23 protein-coding genes are annotated in these 20,934 nt (G+C 59.8%); 10 read left to right on the top strand and 13 right to left on the bottom strand.

Translation table 11 applies throughout. The features are described from left to right. Nucleotides 1–66: 66 nt before the first annotated feature. The 3 genes from M0D67_RS04250 to vapB form a co-directional block, all read right to left on the bottom strand. Complete coding sequence (locus M0D67_RS04250) at nucleotides 67–948, bottom strand: EamA family transporter (RefSeq protein ID WP_154558619.1); 882 nt, start codon at nucleotides 946–948, stop codon at nucleotides 67–69. Between the two features lie 74 nt (nucleotides 949–1,022). After that, on the bottom strand, nucleotides 1,023–1,424 hold the full coding sequence (locus M0D67_RS04245; RefSeq protein WP_154558620.1) for a type II toxin-antitoxin system VapC family toxin: 402 nt from the start codon (nucleotides 1,422–1,424) through the stop codon (nucleotides 1,023–1,025). Next, nucleotides 1,424–1,657 carry a type II toxin-antitoxin system VapB family antitoxin gene (vapB, locus tag M0D67_RS04240; protein ID WP_054034329.1) on the bottom strand — a complete coding sequence of 78 codons (234 nt, stop codon included), beginning with the start codon at nucleotides 1,655–1,657 and terminating at the stop codon, nucleotides 1,424–1,426. Before vapB ends, M0D67_RS04245 begins: the two co-directional genes overlap by 1 nt. A 172-nt stretch (nucleotides 1,658–1,829) precedes the next feature. On the opposite strand from vapB, the gene M0D67_RS04235 reads away from it, so the two are divergent. Continuing rightward, nucleotides 1,830–2,705, top strand: coding sequence for a pirin family protein (locus M0D67_RS04235; RefSeq protein ID WP_154558621.1), 876 nt, complete (start codon nucleotides 1,830–1,832; stop codon nucleotides 2,703–2,705). A gap of 156 nt (nucleotides 2,706–2,861) precedes the next feature. Then, nucleotides 2,862–3,710 (top strand): thioredoxin, encoded by an 849-nt coding sequence (trxA, locus tag M0D67_RS04230; protein ID WP_154558622.1) that lies wholly within the window; start codon nucleotides 2,862–2,864, stop codon nucleotides 3,708–3,710. 11 nt (nucleotides 3,711–3,721) lie between these two features. On the opposite strand, the gene tcdA is transcribed toward trxA, so the two are convergent. Next, a complete protein-coding gene (gene tcdA, locus M0D67_RS04225; protein ID WP_154558623.1) occupies nucleotides 3,722–4,591 on the bottom strand; it encodes a tRNA cyclic N6-threonylcarbamoyladenosine(37) synthase TcdA in 870 nt (289 codons plus the stop codon). Nucleotides 4,592–4,835: 244 nt separating this feature from the next. On the opposite strand from tcdA, the gene pdxH reads away from it, so the two are divergent. The 3 genes from pdxH (at nucleotide 4,836) to M0D67_RS04210 (ending at nucleotide 8,296) form a co-directional block, all read left to right on the top strand. Continuing rightward, entirely contained in the window at nucleotides 4,836–5,477 is a 642-nt protein-coding gene (gene pdxH, locus M0D67_RS04220; protein ID WP_154558624.1) for a pyridoxamine 5'-phosphate oxidase, read from the top strand. 140 nt (nucleotides 5,478–5,617) lie between these two features. Next, on the top strand, nucleotides 5,618–6,832 hold the full coding sequence (locus M0D67_RS04215; RefSeq protein WP_154558625.1) for a cyclopropane-fatty-acyl-phospholipid synthase family protein: 1,215 nt from the start codon (nucleotides 5,618–5,620) through the stop codon (nucleotides 6,830–6,832). 102 nt (nucleotides 6,833–6,934) lie between these two features. Next, nucleotides 6,935–8,296 (top strand): DUF72 domain-containing protein, encoded by a 1,362-nt coding sequence (locus M0D67_RS04210; protein ID WP_266237440.1) that lies wholly within the window; start codon nucleotides 6,935–6,937, stop codon nucleotides 8,294–8,296. 151 nt (nucleotides 8,297–8,447) lie between these two features. On the opposite strand, the gene msrA is transcribed toward M0D67_RS04210, so the two are convergent. Then, the gene (msrA, locus tag M0D67_RS04205; RefSeq protein ID WP_153134590.1) at nucleotides 8,448–8,996 is read right to left on the bottom strand and encodes a peptide-methionine (S)-S-oxide reductase MsrA; all 549 of its coding nucleotides are present in this window, start codon (nucleotides 8,994–8,996) and stop codon (nucleotides 8,448–8,450) included. A gap of 256 nt (nucleotides 8,997–9,252) precedes the next feature. On the opposite strand from msrA, the gene M0D67_RS04200 reads away from it, so the two are divergent. Next, on the top strand, nucleotides 9,253–9,762 hold the full coding sequence (locus M0D67_RS04200; protein ID WP_154558628.1) for a flavin reductase family protein: 510 nt from the start codon (nucleotides 9,253–9,255) through the stop codon (nucleotides 9,760–9,762). Between the two features lie 82 nt (nucleotides 9,763–9,844). Here M0D67_RS04200 and M0D67_RS04195 read toward each other — a convergent pair whose 3' ends face one another. Continuing rightward, on the bottom strand, nucleotides 9,845–10,354 hold the full coding sequence (locus M0D67_RS04195; RefSeq protein ID WP_054034335.1) for an Lrp/AsnC family transcriptional regulator: 510 nt from the start codon (nucleotides 10,352–10,354) through the stop codon (nucleotides 9,845–9,847). A 130-nt stretch (nucleotides 10,355–10,484) separates the two neighbouring features. Here M0D67_RS04195 and kynB point away from each other — a divergent pair, with 130 nt between their 5' ends. The 4 genes from kynB (at nucleotide 10,485) to M0D67_RS04175 (ending at nucleotide 14,299) form a co-directional block, all read left to right on the top strand. Continuing rightward, nucleotides 10,485–11,123, top strand: coding sequence for an arylformamidase (kynB, locus tag M0D67_RS04190; RefSeq protein WP_154558629.1), 639 nt, complete (start codon nucleotides 10,485–10,487; stop codon nucleotides 11,121–11,123). Nucleotides 11,124–11,203: 80 nt separating this feature from the next. Next, nucleotides 11,204–12,454: a kynureninase gene (gene kynU, locus M0D67_RS04185; RefSeq protein ID WP_154558630.1), complete on the top strand. Its 1,251-nt coding sequence runs from the start codon at nucleotides 11,204–11,206 to the stop codon at nucleotides 12,452–12,454. Between the two features lie 10 nt (nucleotides 12,455–12,464). Then, on the top strand, nucleotides 12,465–13,421 hold the full coding sequence (gene kynA / locus M0D67_RS04180) for a tryptophan 2,3-dioxygenase (RefSeq protein ID WP_154558631.1): 957 nt from the start codon (nucleotides 12,465–12,467) through the stop codon (nucleotides 13,419–13,421). 392 nt (nucleotides 13,422–13,813) lie between these two features. Beyond that, nucleotides 13,814–14,299 carry a hypothetical protein gene (locus tag M0D67_RS04175; protein ID WP_154558632.1) on the top strand — a complete coding sequence of 162 codons (486 nt, stop codon included), beginning with the start codon at nucleotides 13,814–13,816 and terminating at the stop codon, nucleotides 14,297–14,299. A gap of 111 nt (nucleotides 14,300–14,410) precedes the next feature. Here the strand turns inward: M0D67_RS04175 and M0D67_RS04170 are convergent, their stop codons facing one another. The 7 genes from M0D67_RS04170 to M0D67_RS04140 form a co-directional block, all read right to left on the bottom strand. Then, complete coding sequence (locus M0D67_RS04170) at nucleotides 14,411–14,665, bottom strand: hypothetical protein (RefSeq protein ID WP_154558633.1); 255 nt, start codon at nucleotides 14,663–14,665, stop codon at nucleotides 14,411–14,413. Nucleotides 14,666–15,175: 510 nt separating this feature from the next. Next, the gene (locus M0D67_RS04165) at nucleotides 15,176–15,430 is read right to left on the bottom strand and encodes a hypothetical protein (protein WP_266237432.1); all 255 of its coding nucleotides are present in this window, start codon (nucleotides 15,428–15,430) and stop codon (nucleotides 15,176–15,178) included. Nucleotides 15,431–16,344: 914 nt separating this feature from the next. Beyond that, nucleotides 16,345–16,968, bottom strand: a complete 624-nt coding sequence (locus tag M0D67_RS04160; protein ID WP_154558635.1) for a type VI secretion system amidase effector protein Tae4 — start codon at nucleotides 16,966–16,968, stop codon at nucleotides 16,345–16,347. Between the two features lie 3 nt (nucleotides 16,969–16,971). Then, entirely contained in the window at nucleotides 16,972–17,193 is a 222-nt protein-coding gene (locus tag M0D67_RS04155; RefSeq protein WP_154558636.1) for a hypothetical protein, read from the bottom strand. Nucleotides 17,194–17,488: 295 nt separating this feature from the next. Next, nucleotides 17,489–18,226 carry an SDR family oxidoreductase gene (locus M0D67_RS04150; RefSeq protein ID WP_154558637.1) on the bottom strand — a complete coding sequence of 246 codons (738 nt, stop codon included), beginning with the start codon at nucleotides 18,224–18,226 and terminating at the stop codon, nucleotides 17,489–17,491. Continuing rightward, nucleotides 18,223–19,767 (bottom strand): FGGY-family carbohydrate kinase, encoded by a 1,545-nt coding sequence (locus M0D67_RS04145; protein WP_154558638.1) that lies wholly within the window; start codon nucleotides 19,765–19,767, stop codon nucleotides 18,223–18,225. The genes M0D67_RS04150 and M0D67_RS04145 overlap by 4 nt, the downstream gene beginning before the upstream one ends. 51 nt (nucleotides 19,768–19,818) lie before the next feature. Beyond that, on the bottom strand, nucleotides 19,819–20,913 hold the full coding sequence (locus M0D67_RS04140) for an alcohol dehydrogenase catalytic domain-containing protein (protein WP_154558639.1): 1,095 nt from the start codon (nucleotides 20,911–20,913) through the stop codon (nucleotides 19,819–19,821). Nucleotides 20,914–20,934: the final 21 nt, after the last annotated feature.

The raw sequence follows: 20,934 nt of genomic DNA, 5'->3' as shown, positions 1-20,934 counted from the left end.
CATGCAAGCGATAAAAAAACGGCCGCTCGATGCGGCCGTTTTTTCTGCTTCACGCTTAAGAGGCCGTCAACGTGCCGGTGAAAGCCGCTGCACGACCCAACCGCCGAACACATTCACCGCCAACCCCGCCATCACCAGCAAGGCGCCTACGACCTGCGCCTCGGACAACTGCTCGTCGAGAAACAGGGACGCCGACGCCAGCCCGACAATCGGCACCAGCAGCGAGAACGGCGCCACCTGGCTCGCCGGATAGCGCGACAGAAGCCGACTCCACAACCCGTAGCCGATCAGCGTCGCGATAAACGCGAGATACACGATGGCGAAAATCGACATCGCACTGATCCCGGACAGCGCCGCAGCGATCCGTTGCGGCCCTTCGAACGTGTACGACAGCGCGAAAAACGGCAACGGCGGAATCAGGCTGCCCCACACCACCAGCCCGACCAGATCGACCTTGCCGACCTTCTTCGTGACGATGTTGCCGAGCGCCCACGAACACGCGGCGCACAGCGTGAGGATGAAACCCGCGAACGTCATCGCATGGCCGCCTTGCATGCCGATGACCGCGAGGCCGCCCGCCGCGATCAGCAAACCGACGATGTTTGGCACGCGAAAGCGCTCATGCAGAAACAGCGCCGCGAAGATCAGCGTGAAGAATGCCTGCGCCTGCAAAACGAGCGACGCGAGCCCCGCGGGCATGCCGACGTACATCGCCGAGAACAGGAAAGCGAATTGCCCGAACGAAATCGTCGCGCCGTAAGCGAGCAGCCAGCGCCACGGCATCTGCGGTCGCTTGACGAAAAACACCGCCGGCACAGCGGCGAGCGCGAAACGCAACGCGCCGAGCAGCATCGGCGGCACGCCATGCAGGCCCACCTTGATCACGACGAAATTGACGCCCCACGCAATCACGACGACCAGCGCGAGCAGTAAATCCCTGGGCGACATCCCGGTCTCCATTTCGTTGTTGGATCCGGCAGTTTAGCGGACGCCGCCTCACTCGGCAGTGCGTTAAAACGTAGTTAGCCGTTCAGCCAGTTTTCCACGCGCAACCCTGGATACGCGGCGAAGTCACGTTCGTTGTTGGTCACCAGCACAACGTCGAGCGCCACGGCATGTGCCGCGATCAGCTTGTCGAGTTGATCCTTCTTGCGCTCGCGCGTCGCTTCGCGAATCGGACCGTACGCGCTTGCTGCAGCGCTGTCGAACGGCATGACCAGAATGTCTTCGGCAAGCGCCGCCAGATTGCGGCGATCGCGCGCGCGGTTCGCCGATACCGCCACGCCGTATTCGAGTTCCGCAAAGGTGATGGCCGACATCACCACGTCGCCAACGAGACATTGCGCAAAGCGCTTCGCAACCTGTTCCGGTTGGTTTTTCATCAGGTAGATGCAGATATTGGTGTCGAGCATGTAGCGCGGCATTACAAATCCTCGCGCTCGGCCTGCTCGTGGTCACCACGTCCTTCCGCCATGAAGTCGGGCCCGAACTTAGCGAATTTCTTGAGCACGCCGGTCAGCGGACGCCGGGTTGGGCGGATCCGCAATTCTTCGCCGACTCGTTCGATTTCAACCTCGACGTCGGCCCGGTCGAAGGCCAATTCGGCTGGAATGCGCACCGCTTGCGAATTGCCGTTGCGAAAGACTTTTGTAAGCACGCTGAACTCCTGCTACGGATGTACGCTGTATGTACGAACCAATACTATAGTTCTCCACGGCGACGATGTAAATACATGTGTGTACATCGACCGCGGAATGCGGCCGCAGCCTCAACCGCAGTAGAATCATCCATTAAGCAAAATCCGACTCACCCTTCCAGCCGAGCCTGCCATGTCTTCCTCGATCAAAGCAGTTCTCAAACCGCATCTGCGCGACGTCGGCAGCCTCACCGTGCGGCGTGTGCTGCCGGCCATGGCGGCACGCCTGATCGGCCCGTTTATCTTTTTCGACCACATGGGCCCCGCCACGCTCGAACCCGGTGTCGGGCTCGACGTGCGTCCGCACCCGCATATCGGCCTCGCCACCGTCACGTATCTGTTCGAAGGCTCGATCATGCATCGCGACAGCCTCGGCTCCGAGCAGAAGATCGTCCCGGGCGACGTCAACTGGATGACGGCGGGACGTGGCATCGTCCATTCCGAGCGCTCGCCGGCCGAAGACCGCGCGAGCGGCCAGACCATGCACGGCATCCAGACCTGGGTCGCGCTGCCGCTCGACGACGAAGACATCGAACCGTCCTTCGCGCATCATGCGGCCAATACACTGCCGGTGGTCGAGCGCAACGGCGTCACCCTGCGCGTGATCGCGGGTACGGCGTTCGGCGAGACCTCGCCGGTCGCGACCTTTTCCGGCACGCTGTATGTGGCCGCCGAGTTCGCCCCGGGCGGCGCCTTCGCGCTCGAGCCGGAACACGAGGAACGCGGGGTCTATCTGGTGGACGGCGATCTGGAGATCGACGGCACGCCGCTCGAAGCGGGCCAGATGGCCGTGCTCGCACTCGACGAAACCGTCACGCTGGCCAGCACCCACGGCGCGCGCGTGATGCTGCTCGGAGGCGAGAAGCTGGATGGCGAACGCTTTATCGAATGGAACTTCGTCGCCAGTTCGCGCGAGAAGATCGAAGCCGCGAAGCTCGCGTGGACCAATCAGGAGATGGGCAAGGTGCCGGGCGAAACCGAATGGATTCCACTACCGACAAGAAAATGAGTGAGCGAGGCGGCGCCCATGCGGTCGCCACCGGCAAGCTCGCCGTCCGTGCGAGCATGTGCGGCCGCGATGGCCTGCATCCGCCGCATTGAACCATTGAATTCGCGGCATACGGCCCCATCTAGCCGACAAACCGTTTTTATCGACGAGGACGCAATGGACACCACTCTGGCCACTTTCGAACAGGACGTCATCACGGCGTCGACACTGGCCCCTGTGCTGGTCGATTTCTGGGCGCCGTGGTGCGGCCCCTGCAAGACGCTCGGCCCGATGCTCGAGAAGCTCGAAGCTGAAGCCGCCGGCAAATGGAAGCTGGTGAAGGTGAACGTCGACGAGAACCAGGAACTGGCCGCGCACTTCCAGGTGCGTAGCATTCCGCACGTCATGGCGTTTGCCGACGGCCAGCCGGTCGATCAATTCGTCGGCGTGCTGCCGGAAGGCCAGTTACGCGAGTTTATCGAGCGCCTCGTGCCGCAAGGCGCGGACGCGGCACGTCTTGAAGCGCAAGCCGCGTTGGCCGAAGGCCGTCGTGAGGATGCGTACGACGCGCTGCAAGCTGCTCTCGCCTACGACCCAGGCTTCGACGAAGCGCGCATGGATCGCATCGAAATGCTGCTCGAAGATAATCGCATCGACGAAGCGCGCAATGAAGTCGACCTGCTGTCGCCGAAAACCACACAAGGGATCGACGCCCGCTTCAACACGATCAAGACACGGCTCGATGCGGTAGACGCGGCGGCTGACCTGCCGCCTACGGATGCACTCGAAGCCAAAGTCGCAGCGAACCCGGACGATCTCGAGGCACGCTTCGATCTGGCTAGCGCGCTCATCGCCCGCCGCAAATACGAAGGCGCGCTCGAGCACTTGTTGGCGATCGTGCAACGCGACCGCACGTTCCGCGATGACATTGGCCGTAAGACGATGCTGTCGGTGTTCGATCTCGCCGCGCATCAGCCGGAGCTGGTGTCGCAATGGCGGCGCAAGCTGAGCGCGTTGTTGTATTAATTGGGGGGTGTTCAGGTGCGGCAAACGAGCCGCGCCTGCTCCGCCAACGCCCGCAACACATGCGCGGCCGCGGCAAAACCGAAGCTCGCCGTCACGCACACGCTCGATCCAAATCCCGCACAGTTCAAACCCACCGGTCCCGTATGACCCGGCGACGTCGTGACGTGCTCCGCTTCCTCGTCGATATCGCAGACAGCGGCTTCCGGATAGATCAGCGGTTCGTCGGAGTACACCGCGCTCACCTTGAACTTCGCCTTCGGACCACGCGGAAAGCCATGCAGTTTGCGCAACTGTCCGCGCACTTTCGACAGCAACGGGTCCTGGATGGTCAACGCGAGATCGTCGATCCGAATCCGCGTCGGGTCCAGTTGGCCACCCGCGCCGCCCACCGTAATCAACGGCTGCTTCTTCTCAACACACCACGCGATCAACGCAGTCTTGGTGCGCACGCTGTCGATCGCATCGATCACGTAATCAAAACCGCCGCCGAGCGTCGCCGCAAAATTGTCCGGCTCGACGAAGTCTTCAATCAGCCGCACGTCGCAGAACGGATTGATTGCCGCGATGCGTTCGGCCATCGCCTCAACCTTCGGTTTTCCGTAGTTACCGTCTAGCGCATGGATCTGGCGGTTAGTGTTGCTCTCGGCAACATTGTCGAGATCGATCAAGGTCAGCGTGCCGACCGCGCTGCGCGCCAACGCCTCCGCCACCCATGAGCCGACCCCGCCAATGCCGATCACGGCGACGTGGGCCCCTTCGAACGCAGCGAGCGCCGGCGCGCCGTACAGGCGGGCAACGCCGCCGAAGCGCCGCGCGCGGTCGGCGGTTTCACTCCCGTCGAGGCTGGTAGTAAGATCGGAATGCGCGGTGGGGCTGGACATGGCGGAAGGCTCGTTCAAAGCAGGCAAAACACAAAGTGATAAAAACGCTCAGGTACACCCAGGCGTTCGCAGCCCGTATTTTGCCTGATCGCGACGATGCACATGGCCACACCCACTTAGGCACGGATGGCTGCAAAACGTAGTGGCCTGGATGTCCACACAGCGCGGCGGGCCTTGATCTGGTCGCGCGCAAAGAATTCACGCCTTGGCTATACTGGTTGTACTGTAGCGTTCGCATAAGAACATGACCTCACTCGCCGAACTTCGAAAAAACTATTCGCTGGGTTCTTTGGACGTTGCCGATATCGACCGCAACCCGTTTCGTCAATTCGACACGTGGTTTAAGCAAGCGGTAGACGCCCAACTGCCCGAACCGAATACGATGACGCTGGCCACTGTCGACTCGCGTGGCCGGCCGTCGGCGCGTGTCGTGCTGATCAAAGGTGTCGACGAGCGCGGCTTTGTGTTCTTCACCAACTACGAAAGCCGCAAGGGCCGCGAACTGGCCGCCAATCCCTACGCGAGCTTGCTGTTCTACTGGATCGAACTCGAACGCCAGGTGCGCGTTGAAGGCCGCATCGTCAAAACCAGCCCGGCAGAAAGCGATACGTATTTCGCGTCGCGTCCGCTCAGTTCACGCATCGGCGCGTGGGCATCCAATCAAAGTCAGGTAATTGAAAGCCGTTCGCAGCTCGAAACACGTGAACGCGAAATCACCCTGCAATACGGCGACCAGCCACCGCGCCCACCGCACTGGGGCGGTTATCGTTTGGTACCCGAAGCAATCGAATTCTGGCAGGGCCGACCGTCGCGTCTACACGACCGTTTGCTCTACACGCGTTCAAGCGAAAGTAGCGACTGGCAAATCTCCCGCCTATCGCCTTGAATCGGAATACAACACGTATGCGCGTTGCCAACGCAGCAGCGCGCGACGGCCGGATTGCGCCTCGCGGTATGGGAGTTGCACCGCAGTGAGCTGCGATCCACACAGGCTTTGCTTTAGTTCAACGGACACGGAGAAATCACATGTTCTGGGAGAAAAAGCTGGCGCAGTGGGTGGAAGATGTAAAAACCAAGGCTAACGTGCCAGCACGCCTTGTGCTGTGGGACGGCCAGCAACATGACTTCGGGCAGTTCGCCGCGCCTCAGGTCACGCTACATGTCAAAAGCGCCACGGCGCTGCCCTATCTGCTCGAACCGAGCCTCGACAATCTCGGCGAGGCGTATGTGAAGGGCAAGATCGACATCGAAGGCAAGCTGTCGGACATCATCAACGTCAGCTACCAGCTCGCGCGCAACACCGTCACCAGCGCGAGCAAGCTGGCGCGCGTGCGGCGCTACTTCCAGCACTCGAAGTCGTCGGACAAGAAGGCCATTCAGTATCACTACGACGTCTCGAACGAGTTCTACAAGCTGTGGCTCGACGAGAACATGGTGTACTCGTGTGCGTACTTCGAGAATGGCGATGAAGATCTCGCCACCGCGCAGATCAAGAAGATCGACCACATCCTCACCAAGATCCAGTTGCAACCGGGGCAGCGCCTGCTTGATATCGGCTGCGGCTGGGGTGCGCTCGTACTGCGCGCGGCGCAGAAATTCGGTGCGAAGTGCGTGGGTGTGACGCTGTCGCAAAACCAGTTCGATCTCGCTACCGCCCGCGTGAAAGCCGCGGGCCTGGAAAACCAGATCGAGATTCGTCTGCAGGATTACCGCGACGTCGAAGGGCAGTTCGATCGCATCACCAGCGTCGGCATGTTCGAGCACGTGGGCCGCAAGAATCTGCCGGGCTACTTCCAGAAGATCCACGATCTGCTCGTCGACGACGGCGTCGCCATGAATCACGGCATCACGTCGAGCGATTCGGACAGCGGCGAAACCGCGCTCGGCGGCGGCGAATTCATCGACCGCTATGTGTTCCCGGACGGCGAGCTACCGCATATCGGCCTCGCGCTCGAAGCAATGCAGCGCGGTGGGCTCGAAGCGGTTGACGTCGAAAGCCTGCGCCGTCACTATGCGCACACGCTGGACATCTGGGCGGAAAACTTCGAGGCGCATGCGGACGAAGCCCGCACGCTGGTCGATGACGAAAAATTCCGCATCTGGCGCGTGTACCTCGCCGGTTGCGCGTACGCTTTCGAAACCGACGACGTCTCGATCTACCAGGTGGTGTGCCGCAAAGCCGGCCGCAGTGCGACAACCTTGCCGTGGTCGCGTCACTATATGTACGACAAATCACTGTGATACGGTTGCGCCACGGCGATGTGCCGTGGCTGCGTGCCGGGTCTACGTGCATTGCGTGGCGGCCCGACACGGCGCAAACCTTAAACAGCAGGTCGAACATCGATGGACCAGAGCGGGACAAGCGAAGTTGAACAGCCGGTGAGCGGCGAGCAGGACGCACAGGCCGACGCACCGCAGTTCGATCTGTTCGGGATGCCGGTCGAGCAGGCGCCGGCATCGGCGGCGCCTGCCGCTGCCACCCCGGCAACAGCCGACGAAACGGCACAGCTTGAGCGGCGGCGTCAGCCGCGCGCGAAGAAGAGTGCCACCACCCTCTGGCAGGAAGATGACGCGCCGCCGGCGCCCATCGCCGACGCCGACTCCAGTTCAACACCGTCTTCCCTGGATGGGCCGAAGAAACGCCGTACCCGCGACGTGCTCGCCGCTCCACCCTCTGCTGAACTCCTGGCGCTCGCCGCCGAACTGCCGTCGCAGATCCATCTCGGTACGTCGACGTGGTCGTTTCCGGGCTGGAACGGCATCGTCTACGGCGACGAGTACAGCAATAGCAAACTCTCGCGCGAGGGTTTGACTGCCTACGGCGCGCATCCACTGTTAAGGACTGTCAGCATCGACCGGTCGTTTTACCAGGCGCTCACCGTCACCGAATACTTGCGCTACGCGCAGCAGGTGCCGGCGCACTTCCGCTTCATCGTCAAAGCGCCGATGACGATCACCGACGCGACCGTCCGCGCCGAACGCGGCGAGCCGGTTTCGTTGAACCCGTGCTTCCTGAACGCGCAAATGGCAATCGACGAATTCGTCACGCCATGTCTCGAAGGCCTCGGTGCGAAAGCCGGTGCGCTCGTGTTCCAGCTCTCTCCGCTGCCCGACCAGATGCTCGCGCAACCGGCGGTGTTCATCGAGCGACTCGCCGAGTTCCTGACGGCGTTGCCGAAGCTGCCCGAAGGCACGTGCTATGCGATCGAAATCCGCGATGGGAGTTTGCTCACGCCGCGCTTTATCCGCACGCTAAAGGCGGCGGGCGTGCGGTACTGCGTGGGGATTCATGCGCGGATGCCGGATCCGCTGCGCCAGGCGGCGGCGCTCGCGCTGCTGGACGGCGAGCCGGCCGGCCCGCTGATCGTGCGCTGGAGTTTGCACGGCGGCTTCAAATACGAACAGGCGAAAGCCAAGTACGAACCGTTCGACCAGTTGGTCGATCAGGACCCGTCGACACGCGCCGCGCTCGCCGAACTGGCCGCGCGCTATGCGCTGGCCGGCCAGCCGGTGGTGATCGCGATCAACAACAAGGCGGAGGGGTCGGCGCCGTTGAGTTGCGTGGAACTGGCGCGGGAGATTATTGAAGCGTATGCGCGGCTTGCTCATGAGCACGAACACGAGCATGACCATGCGCAAACGCGCCCGGAGTCGGAGCCGGATTCGAACGAGAATGGGCAGCAAGAAGGGGACGAGCGAGGCTGAGCGGCGCAGCGCCCGCGCATGGCGAAGCGCCTGAGGTCTCCTGGCTTGCCGAGCCGCGATGTAAGCGGCGGCCCAGCTTGAAACCTGAACCGCCGCCTATCTCGCCGTCTCGCCAATCAGTCCGCCATCAAATCTCCACTGCCGCGCCGACTCAGCTCGCCTTGATCCGATGGGCGAACTTCTGACGGAACTTCGCAACTTTCGGCGCCACCACGAACGAGCAGTACCCCTGATTCGGATGCTGCGCGAAGTAGTTCTGGTGATACGCCTCGGCCGGCCAGTAGTTGCCGTCGAGCGGTAACACCTGGGTGACGATCTGGCCGTCGTAGATACCCTGTTCGCCGATCTCGCGAATCGCCTGCAGCGCCGTTTCTCGCTGCGCGTCGGAGTGGGTAAAAATCACCGAGCGGTACTGCGTGCCGACATCGTTACCCTGCCGGTTCAACTGGGTCGGATCGTGGATCGCGAAGAAAATATCGAGAATCTCGCGATAGCTGATCTTCGCCGGATCGAAGTCGACGTTCACGACTTCCGCGTGGCCCGTCACGCCGTCGCACACCTGTTCGTAGGTCGGCCGCTGGGTCTGGCCGCCCGCATAGCCCGACTCCACCGAGTTCACGCCTTCGACGCCCAGATATACCGCTTCGAGGCACCAGAAACACCCGCCACCGAGGGTGGCGACTTCGCCTGTCTGACTCATGCTGCTTGCTCCTTGATACTCATAGTCGGCCGATGCCGGTCCCAGTTAACCGCAACGCTCATGCCACCACCAAGACTTTCCAGCTTAGCGGTTTTTCCATTACCCGGCAGGTGTCGCGGCCAGTCCACCGCGATTGCAGTTAAAATTGGGGCAAATCGACGATTTTCACTATGACTTTTGAATCATTTGTTTCCGGCCGCACGCGCGATGGGTTCAGTCCGGGGTTCGCCCGGTTTGCGCCGAAGGCTTCCGCCCGATGAAGCGCGCCAGCCCGCCCAACTTCGACCAGCCCGCCTTTAAACAGGCGCTCAGCCAATTCGCCACCGGCGTCACCGTCATCACCACGCGTGCAGCATCCGGCCAGTTGATCGGCATCACGGCCAGCTCGTTCAATTCGGTTTCGCTCAATCCGCCGCTGGTGCTGTGGAGCCTCGCCACGCGCTCGGCGTCGATGTCGGTGTTCCGGGCGAACAGTCACTACGTGGTCAACGTACTCGCCGCGTCGCAGCTCGATCTGTGCAAGCGTTTTGCCACGGTGAAGGGCGATCGTTTCGAAGGTGTCTCGCACGCCGAAGGCGATACCGGCATGCCGGTGCTCGACGGCGCGCTCGCCTGGTTCGAATGCCATAACCGCAGCCGCTACGAAGAAGGCGACCACGTGATTTTCGTCGGCGAAGTGGAGCGCTGCGGCGTCCACGAGAGTGCCGCGGAGATTGCGCCGCTGGTCTTCCATAGCGGTCAATTCCACGGACTCAAATCGCTCTGAACGCGGCGCCGCCGTGTTTTAACAGCGGCCCGCTGGCGGGCAAAGGCAGGCACGCCGACGCAAGCTGAGCAGCTCCTCGCACTCAGCTATGCGGCGCGCTATGTCCGGTCGTTTTCGGCACTAGCGACACTGGCACACCCGAATCTTCTTTCAACGTCTGCAGCACGATATTCGAACGAATATCCATCACGCCCGGCGCCTTATAAAGGCGTTGCAGCACGAAATCCGAATAGTGTTTGAGATTGTGGGCGAGCACCCGCAGCAGATAGTGGGTTTCGCCGGTCACGACAAACGCGCCGACTACTTCCGGCCAGTCCCGCACCGCCTCCGCAAAACGCTCGTGCCAGTTCTCCTGGTCGTTGCGCATCGACACCTGCACGAACGCTTCCAGTTCGAAACCCAGCACTTCGCGGTTCAGACACGCACGGTAATGTTCGATGACGCCCTGCTCTTCCAGCAGGCGCAGGCGTCGTAGACAGGCCGATGGCGAAAGCGAAATGCGCTCCGCCAAATCGAGATTGCTGATCCGTCCTTCTTGCTGAAGCACCGTCAAGATACGGCAATCGGTGGCGTCGAGCGAGATCGCGTTCATATTCGGTCTCCCTTTCCCATTTGACTCAAATTATGTTCCAAGACACGGCTCAGAAGGAGATTTTTTCGCAATCACATTTCGCGCCAAGCCACCTATCATTCCTGGATAGACACAATCCGCCGATGGAGACATGGAAACACTCTGGGACATCACCCCCGCCGTCGATACCGCGACGCCCGTCTGGCCTGGCGATACGCCGGTCGGCATTGAACGCGTGTGGCGCATGGAGGCGGGCTCGCCCGTCAACGTCGCGCGCCTGACCTTGTCGCCGCATACCGGCGCCCACACCGACGCCCCGCTTCACTACGACGCCGAAGGCGCGGCGATCGGCGAGGTTGCGCTCGATGCGTACCTTGGACGCTGCCGCGTAATTCATTGCATCGGCGCTTCGCCTGTTGTGACGCCACAACACCTGAGCGGCTCGCTCGACGACCTGCCGCCGCGAGTCTTACTACGCACTTACAAAAACGCGCCGACTGCGGTCTGGGATAGCGCGTTCTGCGCGGTTGCGCCGGAGACCATCGATCTGCTGGCAGCGAAAGGGGTAAAGCTGATCGGCATCGATACGCCGTCGCTCGATCCGCAGGACTCGAAGACGATGGACGCGCACCACCGGATTCGCGCGCACCGCATGGCGATTCTCGAAGGCATCGTGCTGGATGCCGTCGCGCCCGGCGACTACGAACTGATCGCGCTGCCGCTGAAGCTGACCACGCTCGATGCGAGTCCCGTGCGCGCCGTGTTGCGCACGCTGCCCGAATCTCGCTGATCGTCGACGCTCTGCAAACTGAATCACCGCACTCATCGCATCCACCGAATTCCCTGATCTGACTGACTGACTGGACCATCATGAACACTCGTGAAGAAGCATTGGCGCTGGATAGCGCCGACCCGCTCGCAGCGCTGCGCGACCAATTCGCGCTGTCGTCGACGACCATTTATCTCGACGGTAACTCGCTCGGCGTGCCGCCGGCCGCCGCCGCGCAACGCGCGCAGACCGTGATCGGCGCCGAATGGGGCGAGGGTCTCATCCGCAGCTGGAACACCGCCGGCTGGTTCGAATTGCCACGTCGCCTTGGCAACAAGCTCGCGCCGCTGATCGGCGCGGCTGAAAACGAGGTGGTCGTGACGGATACGATTTCGATCAACCTGTTCAAGCTTTTGTCGGCAGCCCTGCGGGTGGCGAATGCGCGCGATCCGAAGCGTCGCGTGATCGTTTCTGAGCGCTCGAATTTCCCGACCGATCTGTATATCGCGCAAGGGCTGATCGAACAGCTCGACCGCGGTTATGAGTTGCGCCTCGTTGACGACCCGTCCGAGTTGCCCACCGCGATTGGCGAAGACACTGCGATCGCGATGATCACTCATGTGAATTACCGCACCGGCTATATGCACGACATGGCCGCACTGACCAAACTGATCCATGACAAAGGCGCGCTCGCGCTGTGGGATCTCGCGCATTCGGCGGGCGCGGTGCCGGTCGACCTGAATGGTGTTGGGGCTGACTACGCGGTCGGCTGTACGTATAAGTATCTGAACGGCGGTCCAGGCTCGCCGGCGTTCGTGTGGGTGCCGAAGCGTCATCAAAACGATTTCTCGCAGCCGCTGTCCGGCTGGTGGGGTCATCGTGCGCCGTTCAAGATGGACCCGGCCTATCAACCCGACGACGGCATCGGCCGCTTCCTGTGCGGAACGCAACCGATGGTGTCGATGTCGCTCGTCGAATGCGGTCTCGATGTGTTCCTGCAAACGGATATGCAGACGATCCGCGCGAAGTCGCTCGCGTTGACCGATTTGTTTATCGAACTGGTCGAAGCGCGTTGCAGCGAATTTCCTTTGAAGCTTGTAACGCCGCGTGAGCATGCGCAGCGCGGTTCGCATGCGAGCTTCGAGCATCCGCATGGTTATGAAGTGATGCAGGCGTTGATCGCGCGTGGCGTGATCGGCGACTATCGCGAGCCGCATGTGTTGCGGTTTGGCTTTACGCCGCTGTATACGCGCTTTGTCGATGTGTGGGATGCGGTCGAGACGTTACGCGAGGTGCTTACGCAAGAGACCTGGCGGGCACCTGAATTTGCCGCTCGCGGCGCTGTGACCTAAGGAGCGCGCGATGACCGATCATATGCAAACGCCGGGATTGCCGGAAGAGAAACCGGCGCAAGGGTGTCCGTTTGGGCATGGCAGTGGGGTTGCTCCTTCGGCTGCTGCTACGGCGTCTGCTACGGCCACTGCTGCCGCCGATTCCGGCGATGGCTGGCATGACGCGCAGCTCGATTTTTCGGAGTCGATGAGTTACGGCGATTATCTCTCGCTGGGGACGGTGCTGGATGCGCAGCATCCGTTGTCGCCGGATCACAACGAGATGCTGTTCATCATCCAGCATCAGACGAGTGAGTTGTGGATGAAGCTCGCGCTGTATGAATTGCGCGCGGCATTGAAGGCGGTGCATCGCGATGAGTTGCCGCCGGCGTTCAAGATGCTCGCTCGCGTGTCGCGGATCATGGAGCAACTCGTGCAGGCATGGAGCGTTCTCGCGACGATGACGCCGTCCGAATACACGGCGATGCGGCCTTATCTGGGTAGCTCTTCCGGGTTTCAGTCTTATCAGTATCGGCAGATCGAGTTTTTGCTCGGCAATAAGAATGAGCAGATGCTGAAGCCGCATGCGCATCGGGCGGATGTTCTTGCTGAGGTGACGGCTTCGCTGGAAGCGCCTTCGTTTTATGATGAAGTTGTTCGACTGTTGGCGCGACGTGGGTTTGCGATTTCACCGTCCAGATTGGATCGGGATTGGACGCAGCCTACTGTGCATGATGCTTCCGTTGAGGCGGCGTGGTTGGAGGTTTATCGGAATCCGTCGCAGCATTGGGAGTTGTATGAGATGGCGGAGGAGCTTGTCGATCTCGAGGATGCCTTTCGGCAGTGGCGGTTCAGGCATGTGACTACGGTTGAGCGGATTATTGGGTTCAAGCAAGGCACCGGTGGTACGAGCGGCGCGCCTTATCTCCGGAAGATGCTGGATGTGGTTTTGTTTCCTGAACTTTGGCATGTGAGGACGATGCTTTAGGCGTCTTCGTTTCGTTGCCAATGCTCGATGCATTGAGCGTGTTCGTGCGATGCGTGGTGCACGCGCAGACGCACGGGTCGCAATGTAAAGATTGGTCACAGTGTGTGCGTTTAGCCTGTGTGGTTGATCGTCTTAAAAAACAGTTGGGTTAGATTTCCAAATGCCGTCGGACAAGACGGCCGGGTATGAGAGCCCGAACGGTAGTTCGCATAACCCACATTCGTGGGTCGTGCGCTTGCTTCCACACGTCCATCCAATGGGCGGGTCGTAGTGAGGGGGCCGAAAGGCCCGCCGGTTTGAACTACCGCCGGTCTCTCAAACTCGCTACGGGCCCGCTCACCCTACTTGTCATTGGGTGTCGGGCGTGTCAGGAACACATCGGAAATCGCACCATGACCAAAACCACTAAGAAGACTCAAACGGCATCACGACCGCCCGTTGATGCGCTCCAGTACGAAAAGCTCGCACTGTCGGCTTTTGGAGCATGCGACCGACAAATCCGACAGCTTCGAACACTGATTGATCTCGCGGCAAGCATCACCCGATGCCCAGCTACGACGGTTGAGGAAAGACGCCGTGAGCGTAACTTGCTGGAACACCTGCTCTATACCGTCGAGCAATACCAGCAGGAAGTTGAATGCGATCGTGACCTGTACCAGGTGATCGCGCTCGATGCGAAGGGGGTTGCTCACAGTCGCATCACGGCCAAGCTTGCGACGGAACTTCTCTCGGATGCTGCGGAGGCGGGGCGAGAAGCAGGGGAAGCTGCAGCCGAAGCCGAAGGTGTGCCGGACAAAGCGGTGACGCGTAAGCGGGAGCGCGTAAAGACTGCCGCGTGCGCGCGGGCTGATGCACAGCAGACGGCAGTGAAGCACTAGGGTGAAATGGCGGCCACCAGGCCGCAGCAAAGAAGGCGCGGTTGCGAACTAGTCTCCAAGCTGGTCACCCGTAGACGCCTCGAGGTCCAGCTCATTGCTCGCGCTTTTTTGCTATCGCTTACCTTTCTTTTTAGGCGGAGGGCTCATATCTAGCCCTTCCGGAGCCAGACATGGATGCTCCAGCCACAGCTCCCGCAGTACATCCACAAATAGATAACCCATAGCCTTACCGGTTCCAGCACGAAATGCCTTGAATTCGTCGTCGGCGCAGCGCTGTTGAACTAGTGCGATAGATTCGTCCATCAGGCGCGTCACAGTCAGTAAACGCTCGCTGACCTCTGCGGCCACATCTTTGTCACCAATCAAAATTTTCTCCCTTAACGAGCGTTGCCTGCCTTATCCGTTTCAAACCTGCATCGACTGCTCAGCACATGGAAAGGAAGCAATCGCGCGTGCCCGGTGCGCGTCCTATCGCTTATCTTTTTTCTTCGGCGGAGTCATGACGAGACCTTCGGGAGCGAGGTTTGGATACGCCCTCCACAGTGGTTCGAGAAGCAGATACAGGCCCCCCGCGACTCTTCCCGCCTCAGAATGGAACGTTTTGAATTGCTCCTTTGAGCAGCGTTCTTGAACCAACTTCGTCGCATTTTCCAACGAATGGAACGAGGCCAATAACTCTCTGCTTAACTCGCGCGCAACATCCTCGGACACATCTTTATCCACCGCCCCCTATTCCTCCTCAGTGTTGACACGATTTACATCCAGGTCGCGCCGGTGGAATAGTTCCACCTGACGCTCTACCTCGGAGTGAACAGTCGCCTTTAAGTTGGACACCTCTCCATGCTCCCGGGGTACGGCTCGTTAATCGCGCCTTCTTTATCGCTTACCCTTCTTCTTCGGCGGAGGGCTCATATCCAGCCCTTCCGGAGCAAGTTCCGGGCGCGCTTGCCACAGCGGTCTCAAGAGAAGACCAAACAGATGGCCCGCCGCATTCACGGCTCCAGCACGAAATGCTTGAAGCTCTCTCTCTGAGCCGCGCTCCTCCACAAGCTTCAAAGCGTCAACAATTGAACGGTGCGCCGACAGTAATTTCTCATTGACCTCTGTTGCGAGATTCTCTTCCTCAATCAAGACAGTGCTCCTTAGCATCGGTTGCCTACCATGCACGCATTCATGCACCGGAAGAACGCGACTTGTCGTGGAGTATAGAAAGGCGCGAACTGAATTTCGCCCCAAAGGTTGAATCGCTGTCCAGCTTTTTGGACCGCTCAAATTTACGCGCGAATTTTTCACGTGTTCCGGTTCAACAGGACAGTCCTCACTGAGATGCGCACGACGCCGTATTACTCCCGACATACGTTACTGCACACGACGTTGCCATCGATACTCACGATCAAATCAGAAGCAAATGTGATCGGGCTAGTTATCTGGTACGTTGCCAGGTTCACAAAGGTTCATCGATTTCATGGGCACTGCCCCTAGAATATTTTCCTTCGGCACGAGAGAAAACGCAGACCAATCTGCTGCATTCACATAGACCACGCCAGCCTTGCATCGCATATGCGCTTGCTTCGGGTTTGTATCGCACCACGCACCGTCGATCGTACATCGTTGCCACTGGGGTATAACGCTCAAGGGCTTCACCTCTCCGTCCGCCGCCTTCGTATAAGTCTGCACGTCACGCGTTGCTATCGACATGTACATGAAATCAAAGTCAGCGCTTACCGGACGTGCAGCCTCGGCATCCGCATAGTGTCTGCGAAGGTCCACGACATAGAAGCATCCTGCCCCAAACAATACCGTTGTCACCAATCCAGCGGAGACAATGAACCCTCGTTTGAGCGTCAATCGTGGTCCGCGCGTGAACGCATGCCCCAGTAAGGGGAACCCGATAACGCACGCGGCAGTTATGAAGAACCAAATTCCAGTAGCGTGACTCTCACAGTCGTATCCGCATACGGGTGAGAAGGCAAGCACTATGCACGCGGCAACGCTGCCGGTAATTGCCCCGATAACAGCGAACACCACGAGCGCCGCCAGCCTTTTCATTTCATGGCCCAAAATAATATCTGCTTGGATTGACGCAAATCAGAAAATCCAAACGGAAAACCCGAGGCAAGAGAATTCAGTCCGAATCGTCTGCCAAGTGTTGCAATGGAGTCTATTGGGCCGCTTATGGTCAATCGTGTCCCGTTCCAAAGATCAATATGACCGCCGCTAAGATTGTCCTGCGAGTCCCCCTCCTGCCGCCAATACCCGTAGAAGAAGATAATACCTGTGCGACCCTTGACCTTTGATTCCCAATCTCCGCCAGTGATGTCCTCTGCGTTCGGAAGTCCCGCAAATGGCCGCAGCCTTAGCCACTCGGCCAGCTCGTATGCTCGCGTAGCCGTGGGTTTGCCATCCAACAGGATTCTCCCGAGCGTTGGCTTACCCGGCATCGGCTTGACTAGCTTCTGCGAGAAGGACTTCATCTCACTACCGATTCGATGAAATGTGACGCTCATGCGTATCGCACATTGATTCTTGTATTCTCCAGTTGGATCATTGTATGGGTTGCCCGAAGGAAAGTTGTCCCACAGTTCCTGGAATGTCAAAACCCTCAATTCAACCACTTTGATGGAGCCGGGTGTCGAGTTCGTTCTAACCACCGTTTTCTTGTTCGGCATTGCTTAGACTCCGGCCCGTCTTGCAAGGGCATCGTCGCCGCAATGAATCTTATAGCTGTCGGCTTCCTGATTCCCGATGCGGAGTAGGCTGCCATCGACATCGGTACGACGCAAGCCAGCGATAGTGGAATCGCCAGTTGCAGTCGCAATCCGCACGCCTTGTCCGGTCAGCGAACCGATGGTTGCAATCAGATCTGCCGTTTCGTTGGTTGTGGTATTTGCCACGAGCCCGTCTCCTACAGAGTTGAACAAACTTATCCGTAGAGACTCGCGCTTTTTTGCGGCGGGGGAAATCAGCCACGCTTGAAAAATGCGTGCGATGATTCTGAAGTTACGTAGGGTCTTAACGCTCTAACGTCAGAACCGTTTTATGCCATCAAGGTGTTGCGCCTTGAGGCATCGAGCGCGGCTGTTGTCTGCAAAACGGGACGTGGGCTCGCGGTCTGCCCCGATGGTGCGGGCCGCAGTGAGCGTCAACGCCGCATACGCGCAACCCGCTAGTCCCGCGCAGACAAACCAATCACCTTGCCGTATAACCACCATCAATCGGCAAACAAACTCCGCTAATCATCGAAGCCGCGTCGCTTAACAAGAACATAATCGGCACAGCAACCTCAGCGGACTCCGCGAAGCGGTGCAGAGGAATCGCCTTCAACGCGGGATCGCGCTTCGCGGGATCACTCCACGACTGCACCGCCATCGGCGTCAGCGTCACCGTGGGATTGACGCTATTCACCCGGATACCGTATGGCCCTAACTCGATACACAAAGCCCGCGTAACAGCATCGAGCGCCGCCTTCGAAGCCGAATAACTCAAATGATCATCCAGCGCCACCAGCGCAGCCTGACTAGAAACGTTCACGATGCTGCCAGCGCGTTTAGCATCGATCATCCCGCGAGCCACGTGCTTGGCAACCAACACCGCCCCACGCGCATTCACCCCCATCACGCGATCGAAACTCGCGCCGGTCGTATCCACCGCACGCTCGAGCAAAGCAATCCCCGCACAGTTCACGAGCCCATCAAACGCCTCGAGCGAACCCAATGCATCATCAATAGCGGACTCATCGCTCACATCGAGCATCATCGGCTCGCAGCCCGTTTCCTCAGCCAACCGCGCAAGCTCATTCACATTCCGCGCCGCAGCGACCACACTCGCGCCGGAAGCACACAACGCTTCCACCGTTGCGCGCCCAATTCCACTCGACGCACCCGTCACAAGAATCGAGCGACCGGAAAAATCAAAAGTAGCATTCATGATGTCTGCAACCGATGCATGACCGGCTTCAACGCCGGATACAAATCCGTATAAACGCCGAACCGCTGCTCGTACAACGCCATTCGTTGCGCGTTCGGTTCCGCACGTTCAATCAGCGTGACCCATCCGTTCTGCGCTTCTTCACGCGATACCAGACCGACACCGACACCCGCAAGCAACGCCGCCCCCATCGCTGCCTCCACGTCCTGCTCGATCGTATAGACCGGATAGCCGGTAATGTCCGCAATGATCTGCATCCACAGATCCGAATGCGCGGCGCCGCCCACGACAATCAACTTGTCATCCAGCGATTGCGCGCCCTTACGTCCGGCTTCGATGTTGTGCTTCAACGCGAACGACACGCCCTCCAGCACCGCGCGATACAAATGCGCCCGCGTGTGAAACAGGCTCAGGCCAACAAACGCACCACTCGCCTTCGCATCCCACACGGGGCTTCGTTCCCCCATCAAGTACGGCAAGAACATCACCCCATCAGAGCCTGCGGGAATCTGCGACGCACTCTCTTCAAGCAAGCGATGCGGATCTCCATTCGGCATCGCACGCGCCGCCTCGGTCTCCGCATGACAAAACTGCTCGCGATACCACGTCACCGAAGCGCCCGCCGTAATCGCACCACCGAAAACATAAATATCGCGTTGACCGTTGAACACATGCGGCATGCTGATCAACCCATGCCGCGCATCGACGGTCTGGTTGATATACCCCCAGCACATACTCGTACCGATCATCGCAACGTGCTGCCCCGCACGCGTGACGCCCGCGGCAAACGTCGCCACCGCAGCATCCACGCCGCCCGCAACGATCGCCGTGCCCGCCTCCAGTCCAAGCTGCTCGGTCCACTGCGACAACAACCCGCCCACCACGTCCGACGATTCCACCAACCGCTCCGGCATCATCGTCGCGGGGATGCCGAGCATGTCGAGCGCTTCATCCGACCAGTCGCATTTCGCAATATCGTAGATGCCGCCAATATTGCCCGCCGAACTATGATCGACGGCGACCTCGCCGGACAGCATATAAATCACGTAAGCATTCGGTGGCAGGAAGTAACGCGTATGCGCCCAGATTTCCGGTTCGTGATCGCGCAGCCACAGCATCTTCGTGTAACCGTAGTAGCTGTCCACACCGTTGCCCGTGATCGCATACAAGCGCTCGAGGTCAATGTTTTTACGCACCCACTCGACCTGATCGGTCGCACGCCGGTCCATCCAGATAAGACACGGATAAAGCGGCCGCATATCGCTATCGACGGGAATCCCCGAGCCGCCATACAGACTGCTCACGCACACCGCTTTGATCGACTTCGCCGCAACGCCCGCCTCCTTCGCCTTGCGCACGCAAGCCGCAATACACTCCACAACCGCCTTCAACCACACCGCCGGCCATTGCTCGGCCCATAGCGGCTTGGGCGTGTCCGGCTGATAGCTCGACGCATGCTGCGCGACGATCGCGCCGTGCTGATCGACCAGCAGCGCCTTGGTGCTCTGCGTGCCGATATCGACGCCGATGACGTAGTCCATACAGTCTCCGTTTATATGCCGCTCGTCCTTGCCTCACGCCGCGCCAAGCACTCAGGCACGCGGCTTCATCAATACCTTGATCGAATCGAGCGAGTTAGCGACCTTGATCGCTTCGTCCCATTCTTCCAGCGAAAAGCCGTGCGTGACAATGCCCTTCGACGTCACGAGCCCGCGAGCCAGCAAATCGATCGCAATCGGATAACAGTATGGACCCAGATGCGCGCCGCGCACATCGAGTTCCTTGCGGTCGCCGATCACCGACCAGTCCAGCGTCGTATCCGCACCGAACACGGAAAACTCGACGAAGCGACCAAGCTTGCGAATCATCTCCATGCCCTGATTGACGCCGATCGGCGCGCCGGTCGTTTCGATGTAGACATCGCAACCATAGCCATCGGTCAGCGAATGAATGATCGCCAGTACGTCTTCCTGCTTCGGATTGATCGTCACGTCCGCGCCGTATTCACGCGCAAGTGCCAGACGCTCCTCAACCAGATCGATCACAACGAGCTTCTTCGGCGTTTTCAGATGCGCGACTTGCGTCATCATCAAGCCAAGCGGACCAGCTCCGGCAATCACCACCACGTCGTCGAGTTGCAGATCACCGCGGTTCACCGTGTGGATCGCGCAAGCAAGCGGTTCAATGATCGCGGCGTCTTCGAGCGAGATGCCGTCGGGGATCTTATGGACGATTGCCGTCGGCGGAATGCGCATGTACTCGGCCATGCCGCCGTCCGCGACTTCGCGCTGAAAACCGAAGATGTTGTGCACCTCACACATCCAGTACTGGCCCGATTTGCAATAACGGCACTTGCCGCACGGCACAATCTGTTCGGCGATCACGCGGTCGCCGATCTTCACGCCGAAATGATCCGCCGCGCCCTCGCCGATTTCTTCGACAAAACCGAAGAACTCGTGGCCCGGAATCACCGGCGCTTTGACCCACGGACTCGGGCCGCCCCAAAACATCTTCGCGCCCGAATGACATTTGCAGTCGCTCGCGCAGATGCCGCACGCTGCGATGCGGATCACCAGCTCATGCGCGCGGGCCTTTGGCTTGGACACCTGTTCGACGCGATAGTCTTTCGGTGCGTGGCAGACGATCGCCGTCATGTTTTGCTTATCGGATTGCGTGGATTGAGTCATTGCATGGTCCTGCTAAAAGGA

Origin of the sequence: Paraburkholderia sp. SECH4 (genome assembly GCF_030511745.1) — a bacterium.
GTDB lineage: Bacteria > Pseudomonadota > Gammaproteobacteria > Burkholderiales > Burkholderiaceae > Paraburkholderia > Paraburkholderia madseniana.
Note: the sequence above shows the minus strand (reverse complement) of the source record. Positions and strands in the feature narration are given on the sequence as shown.

Excerpts from the sequence above, each read along its gene's own strand:
- M0D67_RS04250 (WP_154558619.1), bottom strand. The coding sequence starts at position 948 with ATGTCGCCCAGGGATTTACTGCTCGCGCTGGTCGTCGTGATTGCGTGG.
- M0D67_RS04245 (WP_154558620.1), bottom strand. The coding sequence starts at position 1,424 with ATGCCGCGCTACATGCTCGACACCAATATCTGCATCTACCTGATGAAA.
- M0D67_RS04235 (WP_154558621.1), top strand. The coding sequence starts at position 1,830 with ATGTCTTCCTCGATCAAAGCAGTTCTCAAACCGCATCTGCGCGACGTC.
- trxA (WP_154558622.1), top strand. The coding sequence starts at position 2,862 with ATGGACACCACTCTGGCCACTTTCGAACAGGACGTCATCACGGCGTCG.
- tcdA (WP_154558623.1), bottom strand. The coding sequence starts at position 4,591 with ATGTCCAGCCCCACCGCGCATTCCGATCTTACTACCAGCCTCGACGGG.
- pdxH (WP_154558624.1), top strand. The coding sequence starts at position 4,836 with ATGACCTCACTCGCCGAACTTCGAAAAAACTATTCGCTGGGTTCTTTG.
- M0D67_RS04215 (WP_154558625.1), top strand. The coding sequence starts at position 5,618 with ATGTTCTGGGAGAAAAAGCTGGCGCAGTGGGTGGAAGATGTAAAAACC.
- M0D67_RS04210 (WP_266237440.1), top strand. The coding sequence starts at position 6,935 with ATGGACCAGAGCGGGACAAGCGAAGTTGAACAGCCGGTGAGCGGCGAG.
- msrA (WP_153134590.1), bottom strand. The coding sequence starts at position 8,996 with ATGAGTCAGACAGGCGAAGTCGCCACCCTCGGTGGCGGGTGTTTCTGG.
- M0D67_RS04200 (WP_154558628.1), top strand. The coding sequence starts at position 9,253 with ATGAAGCGCGCCAGCCCGCCCAACTTCGACCAGCCCGCCTTTAAACAG.
- M0D67_RS04195 (WP_054034335.1), bottom strand. The coding sequence starts at position 10,354 with ATGAACGCGATCTCGCTCGACGCCACCGATTGCCGTATCTTGACGGTG.
- kynB (WP_154558629.1), top strand. The coding sequence starts at position 10,485 with ATGGAAACACTCTGGGACATCACCCCCGCCGTCGATACCGCGACGCCC.
- kynU (WP_154558630.1), top strand. The coding sequence starts at position 11,204 with ATGAACACTCGTGAAGAAGCATTGGCGCTGGATAGCGCCGACCCGCTC.
- kynA (WP_154558631.1), top strand. The coding sequence starts at position 12,465 with ATGACCGATCATATGCAAACGCCGGGATTGCCGGAAGAGAAACCGGCG.
- M0D67_RS04175 (WP_154558632.1), top strand. The coding sequence starts at position 13,814 with ATGACCAAAACCACTAAGAAGACTCAAACGGCATCACGACCGCCCGTT.
- M0D67_RS04160 (WP_154558635.1), bottom strand. The coding sequence starts at position 16,968 with ATGCCGAACAAGAAAACGGTGGTTAGAACGAACTCGACACCCGGCTCC.
- M0D67_RS04150 (WP_154558637.1), bottom strand. The coding sequence starts at position 18,226 with ATGAATGCTACTTTTGATTTTTCCGGTCGCTCGATTCTTGTGACGGGT.
- M0D67_RS04145 (WP_154558638.1), bottom strand. The coding sequence starts at position 19,767 with ATGGACTACGTCATCGGCGTCGATATCGGCACGCAGAGCACCAAGGCG.
- M0D67_RS04140 (WP_154558639.1), bottom strand. The coding sequence starts at position 20,913 with ATGACTCAATCCACGCAATCCGATAAGCAAAACATGACGGCGATCGTC.